Origin of the sequence: Micromonospora sp. NBC_01412 (genome assembly GCF_045040215.1) — a bacterium.
In the GTDB taxonomy this organism is placed as follows: Bacteria; Actinomycetota; Actinomycetes; order Mycobacteriales; family Micromonosporaceae; genus Micromonospora; species Micromonospora rubida.
In genome coordinates this window covers 1,191,950-1,213,561 of record NZ_CP109528.1, presented here as the reverse complement: position 1 = coordinate 1,213,561, position 21,612 = coordinate 1,191,950, and the positions used below count along the sequence as shown (strand labels likewise).

20 protein-coding genes are annotated in these 21,612 nt (G+C 74.8%); 10 read left to right on the top strand and 10 right to left on the bottom strand.

Features of this window, described 5'->3' with window-relative positions:
* Positions 1 to 177 precede the first annotated feature (177 nt).
* Positions 178 to 909: a DUF4142 domain-containing protein gene (locus tag OG617_RS05160; RefSeq protein WP_405099139.1), complete on the top strand. Its 732-nt coding sequence runs from the start codon at positions 178 to 180 to the stop codon at positions 907 to 909.
* A gap of 64 nt (positions 910 to 973) precedes the next feature.
* Here the strand turns inward: OG617_RS05160 and OG617_RS05155 are convergent, their stop codons facing one another.
* The 5 genes from OG617_RS05155 to OG617_RS05135 all read right to left on the bottom strand — a co-directional run bounded on the left by OG617_RS05155 (position 974) and on the right by OG617_RS05135 (position 6,519).
* Positions 974 to 1,261, bottom strand: a complete 288-nt coding sequence (locus OG617_RS05155) for an Lrp/AsnC family transcriptional regulator (protein WP_405099137.1) — start codon at positions 1,259 to 1,261, stop codon at positions 974 to 976.
* 124 nt (positions 1,262 to 1,385) lie between these two features.
* Positions 1,386 to 2,258 (bottom strand): NDP-sugar synthase, encoded by an 873-nt coding sequence (locus OG617_RS05150; RefSeq protein ID WP_405099135.1) that lies wholly within the window; start codon positions 2,256 to 2,258, stop codon positions 1,386 to 1,388.
* Entirely contained in the window at positions 2,255 to 2,791 is a 537-nt protein-coding gene (locus OG617_RS05145; protein ID WP_405099133.1) for an NUDIX hydrolase, read from the bottom strand. Before OG617_RS05145 ends, OG617_RS05150 begins: the two co-directional genes overlap by 4 nt.
* A gap of 53 nt (positions 2,792 to 2,844) precedes the next feature.
* Positions 2,845 to 4,632, bottom strand: a complete 1,788-nt coding sequence (locus OG617_RS05140) for a RelA/SpoT family protein (RefSeq protein WP_405104115.1) — start codon at positions 4,630 to 4,632, stop codon at positions 2,845 to 2,847.
* A 129-nt stretch (positions 4,633 to 4,761) separates the two neighbouring features.
* Entirely contained in the window at positions 4,762 to 6,519 is a 1,758-nt protein-coding gene (locus OG617_RS05135; protein WP_405099131.1) for a DEDD exonuclease domain-containing protein, read from the bottom strand.
* Positions 6,520 to 6,646: 127 nt separating this feature from the next.
* Here OG617_RS05135 and OG617_RS05130 point away from each other — a divergent pair, with 127 nt between their 5' ends.
* The 5 genes from OG617_RS05130 (at position 6,647) to OG617_RS05110 (ending at position 11,268) form a co-directional block, all read left to right on the top strand.
* Positions 6,647 to 8,098 carry an NYN domain-containing protein gene (locus OG617_RS05130; RefSeq protein WP_405099129.1) on the top strand — a complete coding sequence of 484 codons (1,452 nt, stop codon included), beginning with the start codon at positions 6,647 to 6,649 and terminating at the stop codon, positions 8,096 to 8,098.
* 177 nt (positions 8,099 to 8,275) lie between these two features.
* Positions 8,276 to 8,497, top strand: coding sequence for a hypothetical protein (locus OG617_RS05125; protein ID WP_405099127.1), 222 nt, complete (start codon positions 8,276 to 8,278; stop codon positions 8,495 to 8,497).
* 133 nt (positions 8,498 to 8,630) lie between these two features.
* Positions 8,631 to 8,891 (top strand): hypothetical protein, encoded by a 261-nt coding sequence (locus OG617_RS05120; protein WP_405099125.1) that lies wholly within the window; start codon positions 8,631 to 8,633, stop codon positions 8,889 to 8,891.
* Positions 8,888 to 10,147, top strand: coding sequence for a M48 family metallopeptidase (locus OG617_RS05115; RefSeq protein ID WP_405099123.1), 1,260 nt, complete (start codon positions 8,888 to 8,890; stop codon positions 10,145 to 10,147). The genes OG617_RS05120 and OG617_RS05115 overlap by 4 nt, the downstream gene beginning before the upstream one ends.
* The gene (locus tag OG617_RS05110; protein WP_405099121.1) at positions 10,144 to 11,268 is read left to right on the top strand and encodes a glycosyltransferase family 4 protein; all 1,125 of its coding nucleotides are present in this window, start codon (positions 10,144 to 10,146) and stop codon (positions 11,266 to 11,268) included. The genes OG617_RS05115 and OG617_RS05110 overlap by 4 nt, the downstream gene beginning before the upstream one ends.
* Positions 11,269 to 11,380: 112 nt before the next feature.
* Here OG617_RS05110 and OG617_RS05105 read toward each other — a convergent pair whose 3' ends face one another.
* From OG617_RS05105 to OG617_RS05085, 5 genes are all read right to left on the bottom strand, one after another.
* Positions 11,381 to 13,042 (bottom strand): putative bifunctional diguanylate cyclase/phosphodiesterase, encoded by a 1,662-nt coding sequence (locus tag OG617_RS05105; protein WP_405104114.1) that lies wholly within the window; start codon positions 13,040 to 13,042, stop codon positions 11,381 to 11,383.
* Positions 13,043 to 13,235: 193 nt separating this feature from the next.
* A complete protein-coding gene (locus OG617_RS05100) occupies positions 13,236 to 14,048 on the bottom strand; it encodes an SAM-dependent methyltransferase (protein WP_405099119.1) in 813 nt (270 codons plus the stop codon).
* 196 nt (positions 14,049 to 14,244) lie between these two features.
* A complete protein-coding gene (locus OG617_RS05095; protein WP_007072219.1) occupies positions 14,245 to 14,913 on the bottom strand; it encodes a response regulator transcription factor in 669 nt (222 codons plus the stop codon).
* A gap of 7 nt (positions 14,914 to 14,920) precedes the next feature.
* Positions 14,921 to 16,618, bottom strand: a complete 1,698-nt coding sequence (locus OG617_RS05090; RefSeq protein ID WP_405099117.1) for a GAF domain-containing sensor histidine kinase — start codon at positions 16,616 to 16,618, stop codon at positions 14,921 to 14,923.
* Positions 16,619 to 16,632: 14 nt separating this feature from the next.
* Positions 16,633 to 18,450, bottom strand: coding sequence for an AMP-dependent synthetase/ligase (locus tag OG617_RS05085; RefSeq protein ID WP_405099115.1), 1,818 nt, complete (start codon positions 18,448 to 18,450; stop codon positions 16,633 to 16,635).
* Between the two features lie 223 nt (positions 18,451 to 18,673).
* Here OG617_RS05085 and OG617_RS05080 point away from each other — a divergent pair, with 223 nt between their 5' ends.
* From OG617_RS05080 to OG617_RS05065, 4 genes are all read left to right on the top strand, one after another.
* Complete coding sequence (locus OG617_RS05080) at positions 18,674 to 19,129, top strand: SRPBCC family protein (protein ID WP_405099113.1); 456 nt, start codon at positions 18,674 to 18,676, stop codon at positions 19,127 to 19,129.
* Positions 19,130 to 19,172: 43 nt separating this feature from the next.
* Complete coding sequence (locus OG617_RS05075; RefSeq protein ID WP_405099111.1) at positions 19,173 to 19,868, top strand: hypothetical protein; 696 nt, start codon at positions 19,173 to 19,175, stop codon at positions 19,866 to 19,868.
* A 77-nt stretch (positions 19,869 to 19,945) separates the two neighbouring features.
* Positions 19,946 to 20,893: an ROK family glucokinase gene (locus tag OG617_RS05070; RefSeq protein WP_405099109.1), complete on the top strand. Its 948-nt coding sequence runs from the start codon at positions 19,946 to 19,948 to the stop codon at positions 20,891 to 20,893.
* Between the two features lie 11 nt (positions 20,894 to 20,904).
* Positions 20,905 to 21,609, top strand: a complete 705-nt coding sequence (locus OG617_RS05065; protein WP_405099107.1) for an endonuclease/exonuclease/phosphatase family protein — start codon at positions 20,905 to 20,907, stop codon at positions 21,607 to 21,609.
* Positions 21,610 to 21,612 lie beyond the last annotated feature (3 nt).

Here is a 21,612-nt window from a genome sequence, read left to right as displayed (position 1 = left end):
GCAAGCGTGGCGCCCGCCGGATTCCTCCGGCGGGCGCCACGTCCTTTTTCGCCCTCCGGGTGGCCGCCGACCGCCGGGGGCGCCCCCTGGTGCCGCACGCACGGTGGCTGCGGAACCGGCAGGGTTAATCCGGGTCAGCCGGGTATCCGTGCGGTCCAACGAAAAAGGGGGGGAAACATGTTGGGTCTCAAACGTCTCGGGCTGCTCGCCGCCCTGGTGGTGGTCGGGCTGGCGCCCGCGGCGGCTGCGCAGGCCGCGGCACAGCCATCGACGCAGGACACCCAGTACCTGCAGGCGCTGCACCAGGTGAACCTGACGGAGATGGAAACCGGGAAGCTGGCGCAGGACAAGGGCCAGAACCAGCAGGTCAAGGACCTGGGTGCCCAGTTCGTCACGGACCACACCCAGCTGGACCAGACGGTGCAGAGCACCGCGCAGCAGCTCAACGTCCAGTTGCCGGACGCGCCGACCGCCGACCAGCAGGAGGTCATCGACAGGCTGAAGAACCTCAGCGGCGCCGAGTTCGACAAGGCGTGGGTGACCGCCGAGTTGGCCGGCCACGTCCAGGCCATCCAGGCCACCCAGACCGAGATCTCGCAGGGCTCCGAGCAGTCGGTGGTCCAGCTGGCCCAGAACGCCCTGCCGGTGCTCCAGGCGCACTACGACGCGTTGGTGGCCCTGGCCCAGACCCTGGGCGTCCCGGTCCCGCAGACCAGCGCCAGCGGCACGCCCAGCCCGGGTGGCAGCGCCACGACGCCGGCCCCGGGCGGCACCACCGAGGCCCCGACTCCGGGCGGCACCACCGAGGCCCCGACTCCGGGCGGCACCACCGAGGCCCCGACTCCGGGCGGCACCACCGAGTCGCCGGCCCCGGAGAACACCGAGGCGCCGGCTCCGAGCGTGAGCTGACGTCGTACACCGCCGGTAGCCAGCCCACCGACCGGTGGGCTGGCCACCGCCGTGCGTGGGCGGGTCAGTCCGCGCTGGCCATGCCGATCGCGAACGCTTCCTCCAGGTCGTGCCGGGAGTACGCCCGGAAGGCGATGTGCGACTCCGTGTCCAACACGCCCGGCACCTTGGAGATGCTGCCGGCGATCACCTGGGCGATCTCGTCGAACTCCCGGACCCGCACGATGGCGATCAGGTCGACGTGCCCGGCCACCGAGTAGACCTCGCTGACCCCGGGCAGGTTGGCCAGGTTCTCGGCCACCTCGGGGATCGAGTCGGTGGCGCAGTCGATCAGTACGATCGCGGTGATCACGGGTCCGCTCCTTCGTCGTGCGTCCACTCCCGCCGGTCGGCGTCGATCACCATGCTAGAGGCCGCCCGATCCGCCCGGACCGGGACCGGCAGGCCGCAACGGGTCCGCTGCCGGCGGGCCGTCGTCAGCGGGGCGCGGCCGGGACGGTCAGGCCCCCCGCCGCGCGGATGACCCCGGTCAGGCGCTCTCCGGCGGCCACCTCGGCGTCCGGCCAGACCACCGACCGGGTCACCTCGCCCCGCACCGTCGCCCCCGCACCCACCACCGCCTCCCGGCACCGACCGGTGACCGTGGCGCTCGGGTCGACCAGGTTGCCGCCGCCTGCGGCGTGCAGGTTCGCCGCCAGGTAGTCCGCCGGGGTGCCGGTGTCGTAGAAGGTGCCCCGGTACGGCACCACGGTCAGCGCCCCGGCCGCCTCGGCCGGCCGCCACACCGCCCGGACCAGGTCGCCCGGCTCGACGGGCAGGCCCCGCACCAGCCGCCAGGGCAGCAGCGAGAAGCCGACGAACCGATGGCCGTCGAAGGTGCCGGGGGCGGCCGGGTCGTCGGCGGGCTGGCCGAGCAGGCGTACGGTCTCGCCGTCCCAGCCGGCCAGCAGCGCGGCGACGTCCGGGCCCGGCACGGCGGCCGGATCCGCCAGGTACGCGTCGGCGTTGCCGACCAGCACGCCCCGGCCGGCGATCCAGTCCCGCAGGTTCGCCACGCCGCCGGCCGTGCCGAGCGGGTCGCCGGGCTCGACCGACAGGTGGGCCCGGCCGCCGACGTGCGCGACCACCTGGTCGCCGAGGTAGCAGGCGTTCACCGAGACCCGGGTCGGGCCGGTGAGGCCGAGCCCGGCCAGCCGGGCCAGCGCCCGGTCCAGCAGCGGGGTGTTGCCGACCGGGCAGAGCGCCTTGGGCAGCCGCTCTGTCAGCGGGCGCAGCCGGGTCCCCTCGCCCGCGGCGAGCACCACCGCGCAGACCTCCGGCCCGCCCCCGGCGGGGACCGGGGCGGTCACACCGTCGGGCGGTGCGGCGGCACCTCGCCGGCCCGCGGCCCGATGCCGTAGTACCCGAGCAGGTTCGCCGTCGCCCGGCTTAGCCGGGGCAGGTCGTCCAGCGGGTGCCAGGCGGCCTCGTAGACCTCCGCGCCGTCGACCTTCAGTTCAGTGGTCGACGCCGGGACCTCGGTCTCGAAGACCATGTCCACCCAGCCCTTGGCGTGCACCAGTGCGTTCGGCGCCGCCGGGCGGAGCCGGTCCGGGGCGAGCCGGACCCCGGACTCCTCGAACAGCTCGCGCGCCGCGCCGACGACCGGGTCCTCGCCGCGTTGCAGCAGCCCGGCCGGGAGCGTCCAACTGTGGCCCGGCGGCTGGCGCAGCAGCAGCAGGCGGCCGGGGCCGTCGGCCTCGGTGTCGCGGACCAGGGTGACCGCCCCGACGATGTACTTCGGCGTGGCGATCCGGACCAGCCGGCGCCGCACCGACACGGGCAGCCGGTAGAAGACCTGATAGGCGAAGGCCCGTCCGGTGGCGCGGGAGCGGGGGATCATGGGTCCAGATTAGTGGCCGGCGCGGGCCGGGCCGGCCACCGGGGGGAGAACGGTCAGTGCCGATGGTCGACCAGGTCGATGAGCTGGAGCACCACCGCGTCGGGCTCGATGGCCCGGTCAAACACCGCCACCAGCATGGTCTCCAGATCCGGGTAGCCCAGTTCCTCCGAGAGCCGCAGCAGCGGCAGGTCGCTGGCCAGCCCCCGGTTGTGCTTGCGCAGCGTCAGCCCGATGGTGGCCCGGCCGAGGCGGACCTTGTCGGCGATCGAGATGCCCGGCTCGGTGTGCTCGGCGAACCACCGGTTGATCTGCATCTGGGCGTGCGGGGACTTCACGAAGCCGAGCCACTCCTTGCGGGGGCCGCGCGGGGCGACGTCCGCCTCGAAGCCGGTCTCGGCGGCGGACTCGGTGAAGATCTCCACCACGTCGCCCTCGTCCAGTTCGGAGGAGAGCGGGGCGAGGCGGCCGTTGATCCGGGCCGCCAGGCAGCGGTCGCCCCGGTCGGGGCCCAGCTCGTACGCCACATCCACCGGGGTCGCCCCGGCGGGGAGGACCACCTGCCGGCCCTCGGTGACCACCTGGATCTGCGCCTCGGCGAGGTCGCAGCGCAGCGACTGGAGGAACTGCGCCGGATCCGCGGTCTCCTGCTCCCAGTCGAGCACCCGGCGCAGCCAGTCGAGCTGTTGGGCGCGGGCGGCGGCCCCGGCGGTGCGGGGGGACCGGAAGTCGGCGGCGATGCCGTACTCGGCGGCGCGGTGCATCTCCTCGGTGCGGATCAGCACCTCGACCGTGCGGTTCTTCGGGCCGCACACGCTGGTGTGCAGCGAACGGTAGAGGTTGTTCTTGGGGGAGGCGATGAAGTCCTTGAACCGGCCGGGTGCGGGCCGCCAGAGGCCGTGCACCGCGCCGAGGGCCGCGTAGCAGTCGGTCGCCGGGCCGTCCACCACGATCACGATCCGGGGCAGGTCGTACGGGGTGCCGTGGCCGCCGGCGACGGTGTCCTTCCAGATCGAGTAGAGGTGCCGGGGCCGGGGGGCCACCTCCGCGTCGACCCGGCTGCGGCGCAGCGCCACCTTCGCCTTGGCGACCACGTCGCCGAGGTACGCGCCCCAGCCGGGCCGGTCGTGCACGAACCGGGCGATCCGGGCGTGCTCGTCGGGCTCCAGGTGCAGCAGCACCACGTCGTCCAGCTCGCGTTTGAGGGTCTGGATGCCGAGCCGGTCGCAGAGCGGGACCAGCACCTCCAGCGTCTTGCGGGCGATGCGCTCCCGCGACGCGGCCGAGCGGACCCCGAGGGTGCGCATGTTGTGCAGCCGGTCGGCCAGCTTGATGATCAGCACCCGGACGTCCTTGCCGGCCGCGATGATCATTTTTCGGGTGGTCTCCGCCTCGGCGGCCTTGCCGTAGAACGCCTTGTCGAACTTGGTCACCCCGTCGACCAGGTGGGCCACCTCGCCGCCGAAGTCCTCGGCCAGGGCCTGGAGGGTGTAGCGGGTGTCCTCCACCGTGTCGTGCAGCAGCGCGGCGACCAGGGTGGTGGGATCCATGCCCAGCTCCGCGCAGATCTGGGCGACCGCCAGCGGGTGGGTGATGTACGGCTCGCCGCTCTTGCGGAACTGGCCGCGGTGCATGTTCTCCGCGATCGTGTACGCCCGGCGCAGCACCGACGGGTCGGTGCCGGTGTGGATCGCCCGGTGGGTGCGGACGAGGTGGGTGACCGGGTCTGTCTCGGCGCTCGGCCAGCTCAGCAGCGACCGCAGCCGACGGGCCAGGGGCAGTTCCCCCGGCTGGGTCGGGAGCGCGCCCCCCAGGGCGGCGCCGTGTCCGGCGTCGACGTCCACGAGGGACACCTCCTCACCCCGGCTCCACAGGCAGCCGGGCACGGCAACCGGGAGCAGGCCCACGAAACGGGCAGTACTGCACTTCCTTAACAGCCTAAGCGAGGCAGGGTCGTCCGATCGGTCACTTGGTCATGGGCGTTCGGTCGAGAGTTGGTGGGACGATGCGCCCTCGGCCTTGCTGAGCAGGTCACGGAAGCGGCCCGCACCGGTCGTCGGCGACGACCAGCCGGAGGACATCTCCACCAACCGGGTCTCGGGCCGCTCCAACCAGGACAGGATCCGCTCCGACTCCTCGGCGGAGGCCCGGGGCGCCGGGCCGTGGCCGGGCGGGACCGTCTCGGCCGTCGCCCGGATCGCGTTCAGCGTCGGCCGCGGGTGGACGCCGGGCGGGGAGACCCCGGCGCCGGCCAGCCGGCCGTGCCGGACCAGGGCCAGCTCCCAGCCGCCCCGGGCGGCCGGGCGGGCGGCGGCCAGCTCGGCGATGCCGGCCAGCGCGGCCAGCCGCTGCATCCGTACCGTCGCGCGCAGCACCGCGGCGAGCCGCGAGCGCACCACGGCCGCCTCCTCGTAGCGCTGGTCGGCCGCCAGCGCCTCGATCCGGGCCCGCAGCGCCTCCACCACGGCACCGGGGTCGCTGGCCGTGGCGGTGCGGAACGGCGCGACGGCGCGGTCGTCGTACTCCTGCGGGGTGATCCGGTGCTCGCAGGGCGCCGGACAGCGACCCAGCTCGGCCAGCGCGCAGGCCGGGGTGACCGTGCGCAACGACAGCCGGTGCGTGCACTGGCGCAGCGGCACGGCGTCGTGGAAGCCGGCGGCGGCCAGCTCGGCCGCCCGCCGGGAGCTGAACGGCCCCAGGTAGGCCTCGTCGCCGGGAGCCAGCGACCGGACCACCGACAACCGGGGGTACGGCCCGTCGGTGAGCCTGAGCCAGACCATCCGCTCGGGATACTTCGACCGCCGGTTGTACGGTGGCGCGTGCGCGCCGATCAGCCGCAGCTCGCGCACCTCCGCCTCCAGCGAGTGGGCGCACTCGACGGCCTCCACCCGCTCGGCGACGGCGAGCATCTCGGAGATCCGGGCCCGCTTCTCGGCGGCGGTGAAGTAGCTGCGCACCCGGGTGGCGATGTCGCCGGAGGTGCCGATGTAGAGCGGCCGGTCGTCGGCGGCCCGGAAGATGTAGACCCCGGGGACCTTCGGCAGCCCGTCGGCGAGGTGCCGTTTGCGCCGCTGGGTCGGGGTGACCGCCCGGGCGAACTCGATCGCCTCGCCGACCGTGTCGACCCGGTGCCCGCCCAGCCTGGCGATCAGCCCGTGCAGCACGTCGACGGTGGCCTTCGCGTCGTCGAGGGCCCGGTGGGTGGGCTGGGTCGCGGTGCGGAAGTACGCCGCCAGGGTGCCCAGCTTGCGGTTGGGCACCTCGTCGCGGGTGAGCACCCGGCGGGCCAGCGCCGCGGTGTCCAGCACCCGGGGGTTGGGCCAGCGGTAGCCGTGCCGCGCGCAGGCCGCCTTGAGGAAGCCGACGTCGTAGGGGGCGTTGTGGGCGACCAGCACCGCGTCGGTGATGAACTCCAGGAAGCTCGGCAGCACCTGCTCGATCGGCGGGGCGGGGATCAGCATGGCCTGGGTGATCCCGGTCAGCACGGTGATGAACGGCGGGATGGGCACGCCCGGGTCGACCAGGGTGGCCAGCACTCCCAGCTCCTCGCCGCCGCGCACCTTGACCGCGCCGATCTCGGTGATCCCACCGCCGTCCGGCGCGCCGCCGGTGGTCTCCAGGTCGACCACCACGAAGGTCGTCGCATACAGCGGCAGGGCCGGGTCCACCCCGTCGCCGGCGGCCCGGTCCAGACCGGCCAGCGCCTGCTGGACGTACTCCTCTCGTGCCACCTGCGGCACGCTAGTCCGCGGGTGCGACACTCCCGCATCAGCGGCCCCAGACGTCGTCACCGGTCTAGGATGAGAGATCGGCTCACTCACCGGGCGGTGGGCCCGGTCGCGGTGGGAGACTTGCCATATGCCCCTCACCGAGCCCCGCGACGACAACCTCCCGGGGGAGGTGTCGGCCGGTGCCATGCACCACCCCGGTGAGGACTCCCCGGACACCGACCGCACGTCCGACCTGCGGCGCGAGCCCGACCTGACGGAGCCGCCCCTCGGGGAGCCGGAGCCGACACTGCCGGAGCCGGTACGCCAGAGGATCGTCGCGCTCACCGCCGCCGTGCTGCCGGTCCTGTCCGGCGACGAGGTGCCGGTGCCGCTGCGCCGGGTGGCCAAGTTCGCCCCCAACCGCCGGGCCCGGCTCGGCGCGTCGGTGATCGCCGCCCAGCTCGCCGCCGACCCGCTGTTCCGGCAGCGGATCACCGCCCGGGTGCTCGCCGACGCCGGCGACCTCGGGGCCGCCGTGGTCGAGGGCACCGCCCCGGCCGCCGCCGACCCGGTCGAGGTGGCCGCCCTGGCGTACCTGGCCCGGCCCCGGGGCTGGCGCGAGCTGATCGAGGCCAGCGGCGCGGCGGTGCGGGCCGAGGCGGACAAGGCCGTCGTCGACGAGCTGATACGCGAGTCCGAGCAGCGGGCCGGCCGGGCCGAGCACGACCGGGCAGTGGCCCGGGTGGAGGCCGACAAGCTCCGCGACGAGCTGGCCCGGGTCCGCGAGGAGCTCGGCCAGCTCCGCGAGGAGAGCCGCCAGCTCGCCCGGACCCTGCGGGAGACCCAGGCCCGGGAGCGCAAGGCCGGCGAGTTGCTGGCCACCGAGCGGGGTCGGGCCTCCCGGGCCGCGGCCGACGCGGACGCCGAGCTGCGCCGCGCCCGGGCCCGGCTGGCCGATGCCGAGGCGGCGGCCGGCGTGGCCCGGGTCAGCGCGAAGGAGGCCCGCTCGGTCGATGACGCGAGGCTGTGGTTGCTGCTGGAGACGATCGGGCAGGCCGCCGTCGGGCTGCGCCGCGAGCTGGCGCTGGACCCGGTCGACCAGCTTCCCGCCGACTTCGTCGCCGACGCCTTCACCGACCGGTCGGCGCCCACCCCGGCCGGCGCCGCCACCCGGGCCCGCGACACCGACGACCCGGCCCGCCTCGACCAGCTCCTCGCGCTGCCCAAGGCGCACCTGGTGGTCGACGGCTACAACGTGACCAAACGCGGCTTCGGCGAGATGTCCCTGGAACAGCAGCGCAAGCGGCTGATCACCGGGCTGGGCGGGATCGCGGCCCAGACCGGGGACGAGGTCACCGTCGTCTTCGACGGCGCGGAGCGGATGCACGGCCTGCCGCCCACCCCGCGCGGCGTGCGGGTGCTCTTCTCCCGCAAGGGCGAGACCGCCGACGAGCTGATCCGGCGGCTGGTCCGGGCCGAGCCGGCGGGCCGGCCGGTGGTGGTGGTCTCCTCCGACCGGGAGGTCGCCGACGGGGTGCGCCGGCACGGCGCGTACCCGCTGGGCGCCGACTCGTTGCTGCGCCGGCTGGCCCGTTCCTGATCCGGGGCGCTTGCTCGGATCTGGGCCGTAGCGAGCTGGTTGTCCGATTCTGTCGTACCCAAGCCGTAGCGTCGGGATGACCGACGGTGGCCGGGCGGTGACGACGGCGACCTGGGCGACGACGTGGTCGGCCAGGTCGGTTCCGCCCGCCGCCGACGCATCGCTTCAGGAGGAACGATGCTGATCGACTGCGACAGGTGCGCGATCCGGGGCGCGGGCTGCTCCGGCTGCCTGGTGACCGCGTTGTTCGATGCCGACGGGCCCGGGGGCGAGCTCGGCGCCGCCGAGCAGCGGGCGATCGAGGTGTTCGCCCGGGCCGGCTTCGACGTCGAGGTGCTCCCGCCCGCCGCGCCCGTCCGGGCGCCCCGCGCCCGCCCGGCCCGCCGCCGGGTGGCGTAACCGTCCGCCTGCCGCCCGCCGCCGGTCGGGGTGGGGGCTGTCGCGGGCCGGTCGGCGCGACCGCCGCAGGCCGCCCGCCCAGGCTCCGCCGCCGTCGGGCCATAGGATGGGCGCTCACGGCGGGAGGAGTGGCATGACGCGGGTACGACGCGACAGCGGTGCACACGACCCGACGTCGACCTGCCCACCAGCGGTCCCCGCCGCGGCCGGCCGAGTGCTGCCCCGTGTCCCGCTGCCCGGTGTCCCGCTGGCTCGTGCTCCGTTGGCCGGTGCCCTGTTGGCCGGTGCCCTGTTGGCCGGTGCCCTGTTGGCCGGTGCCCTGTTGGCCCGGGGCCTGGCGGTCGGGATGGCACGGGTGGTCGGGATGGCACGGGTGGCGGGGGTGGCGGGATGACGCCGCGCGGCTGGGCGATGCTCACCCTCGCCGGGCTGGCTGTGGCGCTGCTCGTCGTCGGCGCCCTGCTGGTGCCGTGGCACCGGCCGCCGGCCCCGCGCGCCGACCAGCTCGCCGCGCTGCGGGACCTGCCCGTCGACCAGGTCGCCCACAGCCGGGAGTTCCGGGCCGCGCTGCGCCCCGCCGGCTGGGCCGGCCTCGCCCTCGGGCTGCTGGTGGCCCTGGCGCTCGGGCTCACCCCGCTGGGCAGTCGCCTCGTGGAGCTGGCAGGGCGCCCGTTCGGCGGAAACTGGATCGCCCAGGCGGTGCTCGGCGGCCTGGCCGTGGTGCTCGTCGCCGACCTGCTCACCCTGCCCCTCTCCGCCTGGCGGCAGACGATCCTCACCCGGTACGGGCTGAGCACCCAGGGCTGGGCCGGCTGGACCACCGACCTGCTCAAGTCGTACGCGGTCAGCGCGGTGATCGGCGCGCTCGCGCTGCTCGGCTTCTACACCGTGACCCGGCTCGCCCCGCGCTGGTGGTGGGCGTTCGGCGCGGCCGGCGCGGCCGGGCTGGTGGTGCTGCTGTCGTTCGTGCTGCCGGTGCTGGTGGAGCCGGTGTTCAACCGGTTCACCCCGATGGAGCAGGGCCCGCTGCGCACCGAGCTGATGGGCATGGCGGCCCGCGACGGGGTGCCGGTGCGCGACGTGCTGGTCGCCGACGCGTCCCGGCGTACCCGCGCGGTCAACGCGTACGTCTCCGGGCTCGGGCCGACCCGCCGGGTCGTCGTCTACGACACCCTGCTGCGCGAGGCCACCCCGGCCGAGGTGACCAGCGTCGTCGCGCACGAGCTGGGGCACGCCAAGGACCGGGACGTGTGGACGGGCACGCTGACCGGGGCGCTGGGCGCCGCGTTGGCCGTGGTCGTGCTCTACCTGCTCGGTTCGGCCGGCCCGCTGCTGCGCCTGGCCGGCGTCGACTCGATCGCCGAGCCGCGCGCGTTCCCGCTGCTGATCGCCCTGGTCACGGTGGCCGGGCTGGTGACCACCCCGGTCCAGGCGCTGGTGTCCCGCCGGGTCGAGGTCCGGGCCGACGCGCACGCCCTCGCCCTCACCGGCGACCCGGCGACCTTCGAGGCGATGCAGCGCCGCCTGGCCGGGGTGAACCTGGCCGATCCCGATCCGCCCCGCTGGGAGTACCTCTACTCGGCGTCGCACCCGTCCACGGTCGAGCGGATGGCCGCCGCCCGCGCCTACGCCAGGGAGGCCGGCCGATGAGCCGCACGCTGCTGATCACCAACGACTTTCCGCCCCGCCCGGGCGGTATCCAGTCCTTCGTGCACAACCTCGCCGTCCGCCAGCCCACCGGCTCCGTGGTGGTCTACGCGTCGAGCTGGCGCGGGGCGGAGAAATTCGACGCCGACCAGCCGTTCGAGGTGGTCCGGGAGCGCACCCGGGTGCTGCTGCCCACCCCGCTGGTCGCCCGCCGGGCCGCCCGGCTGGCCCGCGAGCACGACTGCGACACCGTCTGGTTCGGCGCGGCGGCCCCGCTCGGGCTGCTCGCCGCCGGGCTGCGCCGCCGCGCCGGCGTCCGCCGCGTGGTGGCCCTGACCCACGGGCACGAGGTGGGCTGGGCGGCGCTGCCCGCAGCCCGAGCCGCGCTGCGCCGGATCGGCCGGGGCACGGACGTGGTGACGTACCTCGGCGAGTACACCCGGGTCCGGCTGGAGCGGGCGCTGCACGGGGTGACCGAGCTGCACCGGCTGGCTCCCGGCGTGGACGTCGAGACGTACCATCCGTCGGTCGACGGCGAGCCGGTCCGGGCCCGGCTCGGGCTGGCCGGCCGGCCGGTGGTGGTCTGCGTCTCCCGGCTGGTGCCACGCAAGGGCCAGGACATGCTGATCCGCGCCCTGCCGGCGATCCGCCGCCGGGTGCCGGACGCGGCGCTGCTGGTCGTCGGCGGTGGGCCGTACCGGGGCACCCTGGAGAAGCTGGTCCGGCAGACGGGCGTCGAGCGGGACGTGGTCTTCACCGGCTCGGTGCCCTCGGCGGACCTGCCCGCCCACTACGCGGCCGGCGACGTCTACGCCATGCCCTGCCGCACCCGCAACCGGGGCCTGGACGTCGAAGGGCTCGGCATCGTCTACCTGGAGGCGTCCGCGACCGGCCTGCCGGTGGTGGCGGGCGACTCGGGGGGTGCGCCGGACGCCGTCCGCGAGGGCGAGACCGGGTACGTCGTCTCCGGCCACGACGTCGCCCAGCTCGCCGACCGGGTGGCCACCCTGCTCGCCGACCGGGACCTGGCCCGGCAGTTCGGTGCGGCCGGCCGGGCCTGGGTGGAGCGGGAGTGGCGCTGGGAGACCCAGGCCGCCCGGATGGCCACCCTCCTCGCCGGCTGACCCCTGCCCCTCGGCCGGCCGCCGTTTTCGGCTGGTCGCGTCCCTGCCTGGTCCAACGAGGCCGGGGCCCCGATCATGTCGGCGTCTCGGTCAGGCCGGCGTCCGGTCGGGATCAGGTGCTCCAGGAGGCGGGCGGCGGTGCCGGTCGGCCGAAGTGCCAGCCCTGGGCGGCGTCGCAGCCGATGGCACGCAGCCGGTCGGCCTGCCCGGCGGTCTCCACCCCCTCGGCGGTGACGGTCAGGTCCAGCGCGTGCGCCAGCGAGACCAGCGAGGCGAGGATCCGCTCGTCGGTGCGGCTGGCCGGGTCGTCCGCCGGGGCCCGCAGCCCGGCCACGAACTCCCCGGCCACCTTCAGCTCGGTCACCGGCAGGTCCCGAAGGTACGCCAGGTTGCAGTAGCCGGTGCCGAAGTCGTCGATGGCGATTCGCACGCCGAGGTCGGCCAGCACCCGCAGGGCGCGTACCGGCTCCTCGACGGCGCTCATCATGGCGCTCTCGGTGACCTCCAGCTGGAGCCGCTCGGGCGGCAGGCCGGTGCGGTCGAGCACGGCGCGCACCTCGTGCACCAGGCCGGGCCGGTGCACCTGCCGCACCGCCAGGTTGACGCTGACGAACGGCGTGACGCGCCCCGGCCCGGACCAGGTCGCCGCCTCCCGGCACGCCTCGGCGAGCACCCACCCGCCGAGCGGGACGATCAGCCCGGTCTCCTCGGCCAGCCCGATGAAGCTGTCGGGGCGCAGCTCGCCGAGCACGGGGTGCCGCCAGCGGACCAGGGCCTCGACGCCGAGCACGGTGCCGTCGCACAGCGAGGTCAGCGGCTGGTAGTCCAGGTAGAACTCGCCCCGCTCCAGCGCCGCGGGGATGGCCGCGGAGAGCGCGTACCGGGCCAGCTCCCGGCGGTTGCGGTCGGCGTCGTACAGCGACCAGCGGGCGCCCCCGGCGGCCTTGGCCCAGTGCAGCGTGGCGTCGGCGGCGCGCATCAGGTCGACCGGGGTGGTCCCGGCCACCGGGCGTTCGACGATGCCGATGCTCGCCGACACGGTCAGCTCGTGCCCGTCGACCAGGGCCGGCTCGCCGACCGCGGCGAGCGCCGCCTCGGCCACCTTCACCACGTCGTCGGTGCAGGCCGTCCGCTCGACCAGGATGATGAACTCGTCACCGCCGAGGCGGGCGACCAGATGCTCGTCGAGCGCCCGGCGCAGCCGGTCGGCGACCGAGACCAGCAGCCGGTCGCCGATCTGGTGGCCGAGGGAGTCGTTGACCACCTTGAAGCGGTCCAGGTCGAGGAAGCACACCCCGACCCGGTCGGCTCCCCGGCCCGGGGTGTCGATCGCGGCGGCGAGCCGCTCGGTGAACAGGGTGCGGTTGGGCAGGTCGGTCAGCGGGTCGTGGGTGGCCTGGTGCCGGAACCGGGCCTCGCTGTCGCGCAGCGCCCGCTCGGCCTGCGCCCGGGCCACCATCGCGGCCCGGCGGATGGACTCCTGCTCGTCCAGCGTGCGGGCCCGCAGCGCCCGGGCGTAGCCGGTGGCCACGGTGGCCAGCAGCCGGGCCAGCCGGTCCTCGACGTCCTCGCCGACCAGCCTCAGGTCGCGCAGCAGCCGGAGCTGCACGACCTCGATCGTGCGGCCCAGCCCCTCGGCGGAGGCGATGTGCGACTCGACCAGCTCCGCCCCGACCTGGTAGCCGACCCGCCGGTCGAACGGCTCGGCCACCAGTGCCTCGGCCAGCCGGTCGGTGAGCCGTTGCAGGAGGGCCTCCAACTGGGCCTGGGTCATCGGCAGGTAGCTGGTGCCGGAGACCGCCTTCGCCCAGGCCCGGGCGAAGGCCCCGGGGTGCGGGGCGAGGTGCCCCGGGTGCGGAGCGAGTGGCGTCGGCTGCGGGGCGAGGTGCCCGGGGTGCGGAGCGAGTGGCCCCGGGTGCGAGGCGAGTGACCTCGGGCCCGTCGGGCCCGCCGGGCCGTCGGACCGCTCACCCACCGAGCCGCCCGACGCCGCCCATGAAGACCGCCTGCTCGGCGTCCTCCGCGCTCTCGGGTGTCTCGGGGCGCCACTGCGGCACCCAGCCCACTCCCGGGTCGACCAGCTCGAAGCCGTCGAAGAGGGAGGTCAGCTCGGCGCGGCTGCGGATGAACAGCGGGTTGTCGGTGCGGCGGTAGACCGCCTCGGCCTCCGCCCGCTCCCCGGTGTCGTGTCGGTCCTCGTCGCTGGCCTGGGAGAGCACCAGGTAGCTGCCCGGCGCCAGCGCCTCGCGCAGCGTCCGCAGGATCTCCGCCGGCCCGTCGGAGTCCGGGACGAAGTGCAGCACCGCCACGATCATCACCGCGACCGGCTGCGACAGGTCCAGCATCCCGGTGACGTCGGGGTGGGTCAGGATCCGCTCGGGGTGGCGCAGATCCTCCTGGACCACGGCGGCCCGGTCGTTGCCGCTGAGGATCTCCCGGCTGTGCGCCACCGCCACCGGGTCGACGTCGACGTAGACCACCCGGGAGGCGGGGTCGATCCGCTGGGCGATCTCGTGCACGTTGCCGACCGTCGGGATCCCGGAGCCGATGTCGAGGAACTGGCGGATCCCGGCCTCGGCGAGGAAGTGCACCGCCCGGCGCAGGAACGCCCGGTTCGCCTGGGCCATCAGTGGCGCCTCGGGCACCGCGTCCACCATCGCCCGGGCGGCGGCCCGGTCGGCGGCGAAGTTGTGCGAGCCGCCGAGGTAGTAGTCGTACATGCGGGCCACGCTGGGGCGCTCGATGTCGATGGTGTCGGGTGCCCAGTCTGGCCGCTGCATGCCCTACCCCTTTTGTCAACGACGCGGAACACGTCGTCCCGCGCGGGTCATCCGGGTATTCTGCCCCGCCCGCCGCGCGGGTGACCAGAGAGGGCCGCTCCCCGCCCGACCGGCCGGTCGGGAGGTCCCGTTGACCGGACCCATCGGCCGTCGCGGAAACCCCCGACCGGCGACTGCCGGCCGGACGGGGAAGCGGTCAGAACTTCGGGGCGTCCGGCGCCTCGAGCAGGCCGAGCCGTAGCGCGGTCATCAGCGCCTGCGCCCGGTTGGCCGCGCCCAGCTTCTCGTAGAGCTTCGAGATGTGGGTCTTGGCCGTCGACTCGCTGACGAAGAGCTGCTTGGCGATGCCCGCCACGCTCATGCCGTCGGCAAGCAGCCGCAGCACCTGGCCCTCCCGGGGGGAGAGCTGCGGGCCGGACGGCGCGAGCCGCCGCTTCATCGCCTCGGCCAGGTCGGCCGCGGTGAACGCGCTCGGCGAGGAGGCGGCATGCCGGGCGGCGGCCACCACCTCGTCGGCCGGGGCTGTCTTGGGCACGAACGCGCTCGCCCCGGCCTCTAGGGCGCCGAAGAGCTGGTCGTCGCCGGCGTACATGGTGAGCACGACGATGCCCATCGAAGCGCTGGACTTGCGTAGCGCGCGGGTGGCCTCCAGGCCACTGCCGTCGGGCAGCCGCAGGTCCATGATCACCACATCGGGCTGGAGGGCGCCGGCCTGCCGGACCCCCTCCGCCGCCGTGGCGGCCTCGCCGACGACCTCGAACTGCCGGTCCCGCTCGAAGGCGTGCCGCAGTCCCTTGCGGATCAGGTCGTGATCGTCGACAAGGAGGACCTTGGTGCGGGTCGCCGGTGTCGGGCTTGTGGTCATCCTCGGGTTACTCCCCTTCTGCTGCTGCGGCGTTGCCGCGCACCTTATCGCGCCGGGACGAGGAGCCGAGAACCACCGCCACCGTCGTGCCGCTGGGTCGTCGCGGCCTGATCTCCAACCGGCCCCGGATACGTTCCGCCCTCTCGGCCATGATCGCAAGGCCGTAGTGCCCGTCCGGGCGCTGCTCACCGATGCCGTGACCGTCATCCGACACTTCGATCTGCGCGTACGGCGGGTCCACCTCGCAGGTGACCCACAGGTTCGACGCCCCGGCGTGCTTGCGGGCGTTGGTGACCGCCTCCTGCGCGATACGCAGGAGTTCCGCTTCGGTCGCGGCGGGCAGCCGGGCGGTCGACTCGTCCAGCGACAGGTGCACCCGCAGCCCACCGGACGCGCCGACGGTGCGGGCGTACTCGGCGATCGCGGCGGCCAGGCCACCCTGCCGGTCCACCTCGCTGCGCAGCTCGAACAGGCTCAGCCGCAGCTCGGTGATCACCCGGGTCACCTCGTGGCGCAGCTGGCGCAGCGACTCGGCGGTCTCGTCGGCGTCCTCGAAGACGGTGGCCAGGGCGTTGTCGATGCCGTACCCGACCATGACCAGTTCCTGGGCGACCCCGTCGTGGATCTCCCGCGCCAGCCGCTGCCGCTCCTCGTTGGTGGCCAGCGAGCGCACCTCGTCGAAGAGCAGGGCGGCCTCCAGCCGCAGCGCGGCCGGGCGGGTCAGCGCCGTCACCCGGGACACCACCGGCGGCGGGTACGCCTGCGCGGCGTCCGCCTCCATCACCAGCATGCCGATCGTGCGGACGCCGGCGACCAGGGGCACGATCAGCGCCGACACGTCGCCGCCGGCGTGCGAGCGGGCCTGCGAGCGGCTCGCGGTCTGCGGCTGCTGGCTCGCCCAGGCGTCGGCGATCGCCGAGTCCGCGTCGAGCGTGGTCTCCCAGTCGACCCGGTCCACGCCCACCTGGGCGAGCACCACCAGCCGCCCGCCGCCGCTGGCCGAGAGCACCGCCGCCCGTTCGGCCCGGGCCACGGTGCGCAGCTCCTCCAGCAGGTGCTCGGAGATGCCGCCCGGGTCGAGGGTGGCCCCGGGAAGCTGCCGGGCGACCGTGCGGAGCTGGGTCAGCAGCCGGGTGGCCTCGGCGTACGGCTGGGGCTTGCCCTCGACGCGGACCCGCATCACCCGGTGCAGGGTGCCGGCCGTGTAGAGCCCGAGCCCGGCCAGGATCAGCCACTGGGCGCAGACCGCGAGGTACCCGGGCTGGCCGAGCTGGCGACCGCCGTCGACCCCGGTGAGCGCGGCGCTGATCAGCAGGGTGGCGGCGCAGACGGCGAGCAGCGCCGCGCCCTCGCGGAACCGGCGGCGCAGCGCGGTCACGGTCACCGGGACGGCGAGGTACGCCAGCACGGCCGAGGCGCCCAGCCCGTTGGCGGCGCCGTCGAGGGTGGTGTCGGCGGCGACCTGGCTGGCGGCCAGCCCCAGCACCACCACCTCGGCGAAGCGGCTGAGCGGGCCGAGCCGTCGGTGCTGGGGGGCCAGGGCGGCGGGCAGGCCGGCGACGCCCAGCAGGGCGATCCACCAGAGCTGCCCGACGTCGCGGGTCGCGAGGAGGGTGAGAACGGCGACCAGCGCGAGCATGACCAGGCGCGCGGCGGTGGCGAGTGGCTGCGTGGGCGGCCGGGCGGGTGTCGAGGAGGCTGGCACGTGACGGATCGTAGTCAGCGCCGGTAGACGTCGGCGATTTCCGCCGCGTACGTCTTGTGCACGACCTGCCGCTTGACCTTCAGCGACGGGGTGAGCTCGCCGGTGGCCTCGGTGAAGTCGTGCGGCAGGATGCGGAACACCTTGATCGCCTCGGCCTTGGAGACCGACTGGTTGGCCTGGTCGACCGCGCCCTGCACCTCGGCGCGCAGCGCCTCGTCGTCGCGCAGGTCGGCGACCGGGGTGGTCTCCGGGCGGCCGTGGGCGGCCAGCCACTTCGGCAGCGCCTCCTCGTCGATGGTGACCAGCGCGGAGATGAACGGCTGGCGGTCACCGACCACGACACACTGGCTGATCAGCGGGTGCGCCCGGACCTGGTCCTCCAGCAGCGCCGGGGCGACGTTCTTGCCGCCGGCGGTCACGATGATCTCCTTCTTCCGGCCGGTGATGCTGAGGAAGCCGTCGTTGTCGAGCTGCCCCAGGTCGCCGGTGCGGAACCAGCCGTCCGCGCTGAGCGCCTCGGCGGTGGCCGCCTCGTTGCGCCAGTACCCCCGGAAGATCAGGTCGCCGGAGATCAGGATCTCGCCGTCGTCGTCGATCCGGACGGTCACGCCGGGCAGCGGGCGGCCGACGGTGCCGATCCGGGTGGCGTCGGGCAGGTTCGCGGCGGCGGCCGGGGAGGTCTCGGTGAGCCCGTACCCCTCGCAGATGGTCACCCCGATGCCGCGGAAGAAGTGGCCGAGCCGGGCGCCGAGCGGCGCGCCGCCGGAGATCGCGTCCCGGCACCGGCCGCCCAGGGCGGCGCGCAGCTTGCGGTAGACCAGCTTGTCGAAGACCGCGTGCTGGGCGCGCAGCGCCAGGCCCGGCCCGCCCGGCTTCTCCAGGGCCTCGCTGTACGCGACCGCGACCTGCTCGGCCCGGTCGAAGATCGTCCCCTTGCCGTCGGCCTCGGCCTTCTGCCGGGCCCCGTTGTAGACCTTCTCGAAGACCCGGGGGACCGAGAGCACGAAGGTCGGCTTGAACTCCTGGAGCTCCCCGACGAGGTTCGTCGTGTCGGCGCAGTGCGCCATGGTGGCCCGCGCGTGCACCACGCCGATCTGGATGAGCCGGGCGAAGGCGTGCGCGAGCGGGAGGAACAGCAGGGTCGACGCGCCCGGCCGCAGGAACAGGTTCGGCAGTACGGGCACCGCGTTGGCGATGTCGGCGTACATGTTGCGGTGGGTCAGCACGCAGCCCTTGGGGCGGCCGGTGGTGCCGCTGGTGTAGATGATGGTCGCCAGATCGTCGGCCCGGACCGCCGTGCGGCGCCGGTCGATCTCCAACGGGTCGACCGGGGCGCCGGCGGCGACCAGGTCGCCGACCGCGTCCAGCTCGATCTGCCAGACGTGTGCCAGCTCGGGGAGCCGGTCCCGGACGCCGGCGACCAGGGTGGCGTGCGCGGTGCTCTCGACCACGACCGCGACCGCGCCGGAGTCCTCCAGGATCCAGGCGGCCTGCTCGGCGCTGGAGGTCTCGTAGATCGGCACGGTGACCGCGCCGGTCGCCCAGATCGCGTAGTCGAACAGGGTCCACTCGTACCGGGTGCGGCTCATCAGGGCGACCCGGTCGCCCGGGGACACGCCGGCCGCGACCAGCCCACGGGCCACCGCGACCACCTCGTCGCGGAACTGCCGGCAGGTCACGTCCTCCCGGGCCGGGCCCGCCTCGCCGGCCGACGGGACGGGGCGGACGAACTGCACCGCCTCCGGTGCCGCCTCGGCGTTGTCCCAGACCGGCTGTGTCAGGTTGGCCGAGTCGCCGACGGTGACGATCGGCGGAACGGAGAACTCGCGCACCTGCACTCCCTCGTGCTCGCACTGGCCGGGCGGGCAGGGGCCCGGACGGGTCGGCTCTGTCGAAACCTACCCGCCCGCCCAGCTGACTGCGGTAGGAGGTTGCCGGACCGTCGCCCGAACCGGTCCCGTGCGGGCGTGCGCGGCCGGGCCCGCCGACGACGGGCCGCTGCGTGGCGGGGGTGGACCGGGGCGGGTCCGCCCGCCGCCGGGTAGCCTCCCCCACATGGCGGACTCCTCCACCCAGTCGATCGTCATCGGCGCGTCACCGGACCAGGTCGCGACGGTGATCTGCGACTTCACGCGTTACCCCGAGTGGACCGAGGCGATGCGCCGGGCCGAAGTCGTCGAGGAGTACGAGGACGGCTACGCCAGCCAGGTCCGGTTCGCCATCGACGCCGGGGTGCTGGCTGACGAGTACGTGCTCGCCTACGAGTACTCCGAGGATCTGACCCGCATCGAGTGGCATCTGGTGGCGCCCTCGAAGATGCAGCGCTCCCAGCGCGGGGCGTACGACCTGGTCGGCAACCCGGACGGGACGACCACGGTGACCTACACCCTGGAGGTGGAGCTCTCCGTGGGCATGCTGGGCATGTTTCGGCGTAAGGCCGAAAAAATGATCATGGATACGGCGTTGAAGCAGCTCAAGCTCCGGGTAGAAGAATCCGGTGCGGCGCGGTGACGCGACCTGCTGCGGCACGCCCGGCACGGTAGAGGAGCCGACCGTGGGGGGTATCGAGCCGGGTTCGGCCCGGGAAGAGGCGGAGCGGCTGGTCGCCATGGTGCTCGCGGCGGCCCGGCTGGCCGGGGCTCGCGCGGGCGCTGGTTCCGGTTCCGGGGAGGGCCCGTGGGGTCCGGTCGGCGGGATCCTGTCGAGTGTCCTCGGTCACAGCACCGGCGGGCGTACGGCCGGCGGCCCCACCGAGACCGGCCGGGTTGGTTTCGCCACCGGCGCGGCAGAATGCTGCATCTGCCCGGTCTGTCGCGGTATCGCGGCGTTACGAGACCCGAGTCCGGAATTTGCCGAGCGGCTCGCCACCGGAGCGGGTGATCTGGCGGCCGGCGTGGCCAGCCTGCTGCGCGCGTTCGCCTCGGCCGGTGATCCTGCCCACCGCCCGCCGGAGCCGGGCGAAGCCGCACCGCCCCCGCCCCGGACGGGGGAGCACCAGGGGTCGGGCGATCATGTGTGGCGCGAGGCCACCCGTACCGGGCATGATTCTCAGCCGGCGCCGGAGCAGGACGTGTGGTCCGCCGCGACCCGGGGGGAGGGTCGGGGCGTTCCGGCTGCCGACGTGCCGCCCGCCGACGACGCCGGGCCGGCCGCGCCGCGGGATTCCCGACAGCCGGCCGGCCAACCCGCGGGGTCCGCGTCGCGGACACCCGGCGGCGCGGTCGAGGACGCACCAGGCGACGAGGCCTGACCACCGGACATCCCGGCCCACCCCACGGCGGTTCGCCGTGACGGTGCCGGACGGCACAGCAGAGGGGAGTGGCAGCGGTGACGCTGACCATCGGAGTCGACGTCGGTGGCACGAAGGTGGCCGGCGGTGTCGTGGACGACACCGGCAAGGTCCTCGTGCAGGCCCGACGGGACACCCCCGCCGACAACGTGGCCAAGACCCGCGACGTCATCATCGAGGTGGTCACCGAACTCGCCGCCGGCCGGGAGATCTACGCCGTCGGCATCGGCGCGGCCGGCTGGATCGACGTCAGTCGCTCCACCGTCCTCTTCGCCCCGAACCTGGCCTGGCGCGACGAGCCGCTGCGTGAGTACGTCAGCGTCGCGACCGGCCTGCCGGTGATCGTGGAGAACGACGGCAACGTCGCAGCCTGGGCCGAGTTCCGCTACGGCGCGGCCCGGCAGGCCGACGACTCGATGGTCATGTTCACCATCGGCACCGGCGTCGGCGGCGGCATCGTGCTCGGCGGTGAGCTGGTGCGCGGGGCCAACGGCATCGCCGCCGAGCTGGGCCACATGCTCACCGTCCCCGACGGCCACCAGTGCGGCTGCGGCCGGCTCGGCTGCATCGAGCAGTACGCCAGCGGCAGCGCCCTGGTCCGGTTCGCCCGCGCCGCCGCCCGCCAGGAGCCGCACCGGGCCACCGCACTGCTGAAACTGGCCGGCGGCGAGGCCGAGGCCGTCACCGGCCCGATGGTGACCGCCGCCGCCCAGGGGGGCGACCCCGTGTCCGCCGAGGCGTTCGCCCAGGTCGGGCGCTGGCTCGGCACCAGCCTCGCCGACATGGCGCAGATCCTCGACCCGCAGGTGCTGGTCGTCGGCGGTGGCGTCGTCGAGGCCGGCGACCTGCTGCTCGGCCCGACCCGGCGGTCCTTCGCCGACGCGTTGGCCCAGCGCAACCGGCTCCCGGTCGCCGAGGTGCGTCCCGCCGAGCTGGGCAACACCGCCGGTGTGATCGGCGCCGCCGACCTGGCCCGTCGGGTCTGAGGCGGGCCAGGATGAGCGAGAACGCGGGCGTGCCGCTGCGCGTCGTGTCGTACAACATCCACAGCCAGCGCGACGACGCCGCCGCGCTGGCCGCGGTGGTCCGCGAGGCCGCGCCGGACGTGGTGATCGTGCAGGAGGCCCCCCGGCGGTTCCGGTGGCGGCAGAAGTCGGCCACGCTGGCCGGGTCGTTCGGGCTGGTCGTCGCCGCCGGCGGGCTGCCGTCGCTGGGCAACCTGCTGCTGACCAGCCTGCGGGTGCGGGTGCTCGACACCCGCTGCCAGCGTTACCCGCTGACCCCGGGCCGGCACCTGCGCGGTGCCGCGTATGCCGAGTGCCGGGTGGGCGGGGCGCGGTTCCTGCTGGCCGGCTCGCACCTGTCCACCGACCCGGCCGAGCGACCCGCCCAGGCGGCGGCGTTCAAGCGGGAGCTGGCCGCCGCCGACCTGCCCGTGGTGGCCGGCGCCGACCTCAACGAGGGCCCCGACGGCCCGGCCTGGGCGACGGTGGGGGAGGGGCTGACCGACGCGGCGGTCGCGGCCGACCGGGCCGACCGGCACACCTACTCGTGCGCCGACCCGCGCCGACGGATCGACGCGGTCTTCGTCGACCCCCGGATCACCGTGGTCGACTACGACGTGGTGGACACCCCGCAGACCCGCCGCGCCAGCGATCACTTCCCCGTCCTGGTCGACCTGCTGCTGCCGGCCACCGGCTGACCG

Bases quoted from the DNA above. Each gene is read 5' to 3' on its own strand.
- OG617_RS05160 (WP_405099139.1), top strand. From the start codon at position 178: ATGTTGGGTCTCAAACGTCTCGGGCTGCTCGCCGCCCTGGTGGTGGTC.
- OG617_RS05145 (WP_405099133.1), bottom strand. From the start codon at position 2,791: ATGATCCCCCGCTCCCGCGCCACCGGACGGGCCTTCGCCTATCAGGTC.
- OG617_RS05130 (WP_405099129.1), top strand. From the start codon at position 6,647: ATGCCCCTCACCGAGCCCCGCGACGACAACCTCCCGGGGGAGGTGTCG.
- OG617_RS05125 (WP_405099127.1), top strand. From the start codon at position 8,276: ATGCTGATCGACTGCGACAGGTGCGCGATCCGGGGCGCGGGCTGCTCC.
- OG617_RS05120 (WP_405099125.1), top strand. From the start codon at position 8,631: ATGACGCGGGTACGACGCGACAGCGGTGCACACGACCCGACGTCGACC.
- OG617_RS05115 (WP_405099123.1), top strand. From the start codon at position 8,888: ATGACGCCGCGCGGCTGGGCGATGCTCACCCTCGCCGGGCTGGCTGTG.
- OG617_RS05110 (WP_405099121.1), top strand. From the start codon at position 10,144: ATGAGCCGCACGCTGCTGATCACCAACGACTTTCCGCCCCGCCCGGGC.
- OG617_RS05105 (WP_405104114.1), bottom strand. From the start codon at position 13,042: ATGACCCAGGCCCAGTTGGAGGCCCTCCTGCAACGGCTCACCGACCGG.
- OG617_RS05100 (WP_405099119.1), bottom strand. From the start codon at position 14,048: ATGCAGCGGCCAGACTGGGCACCCGACACCATCGACATCGAGCGCCCC.
- OG617_RS05095 (WP_007072219.1), bottom strand. From the start codon at position 14,913: ATGACCACAAGCCCGACACCGGCGACCCGCACCAAGGTCCTCCTTGTC.
- OG617_RS05080 (WP_405099113.1), top strand. From the start codon at position 18,674: ATGGCGGACTCCTCCACCCAGTCGATCGTCATCGGCGCGTCACCGGAC.
- OG617_RS05065 (WP_405099107.1), top strand. From the start codon at position 20,905: ATGAGCGAGAACGCGGGCGTGCCGCTGCGCGTCGTGTCGTACAACATC.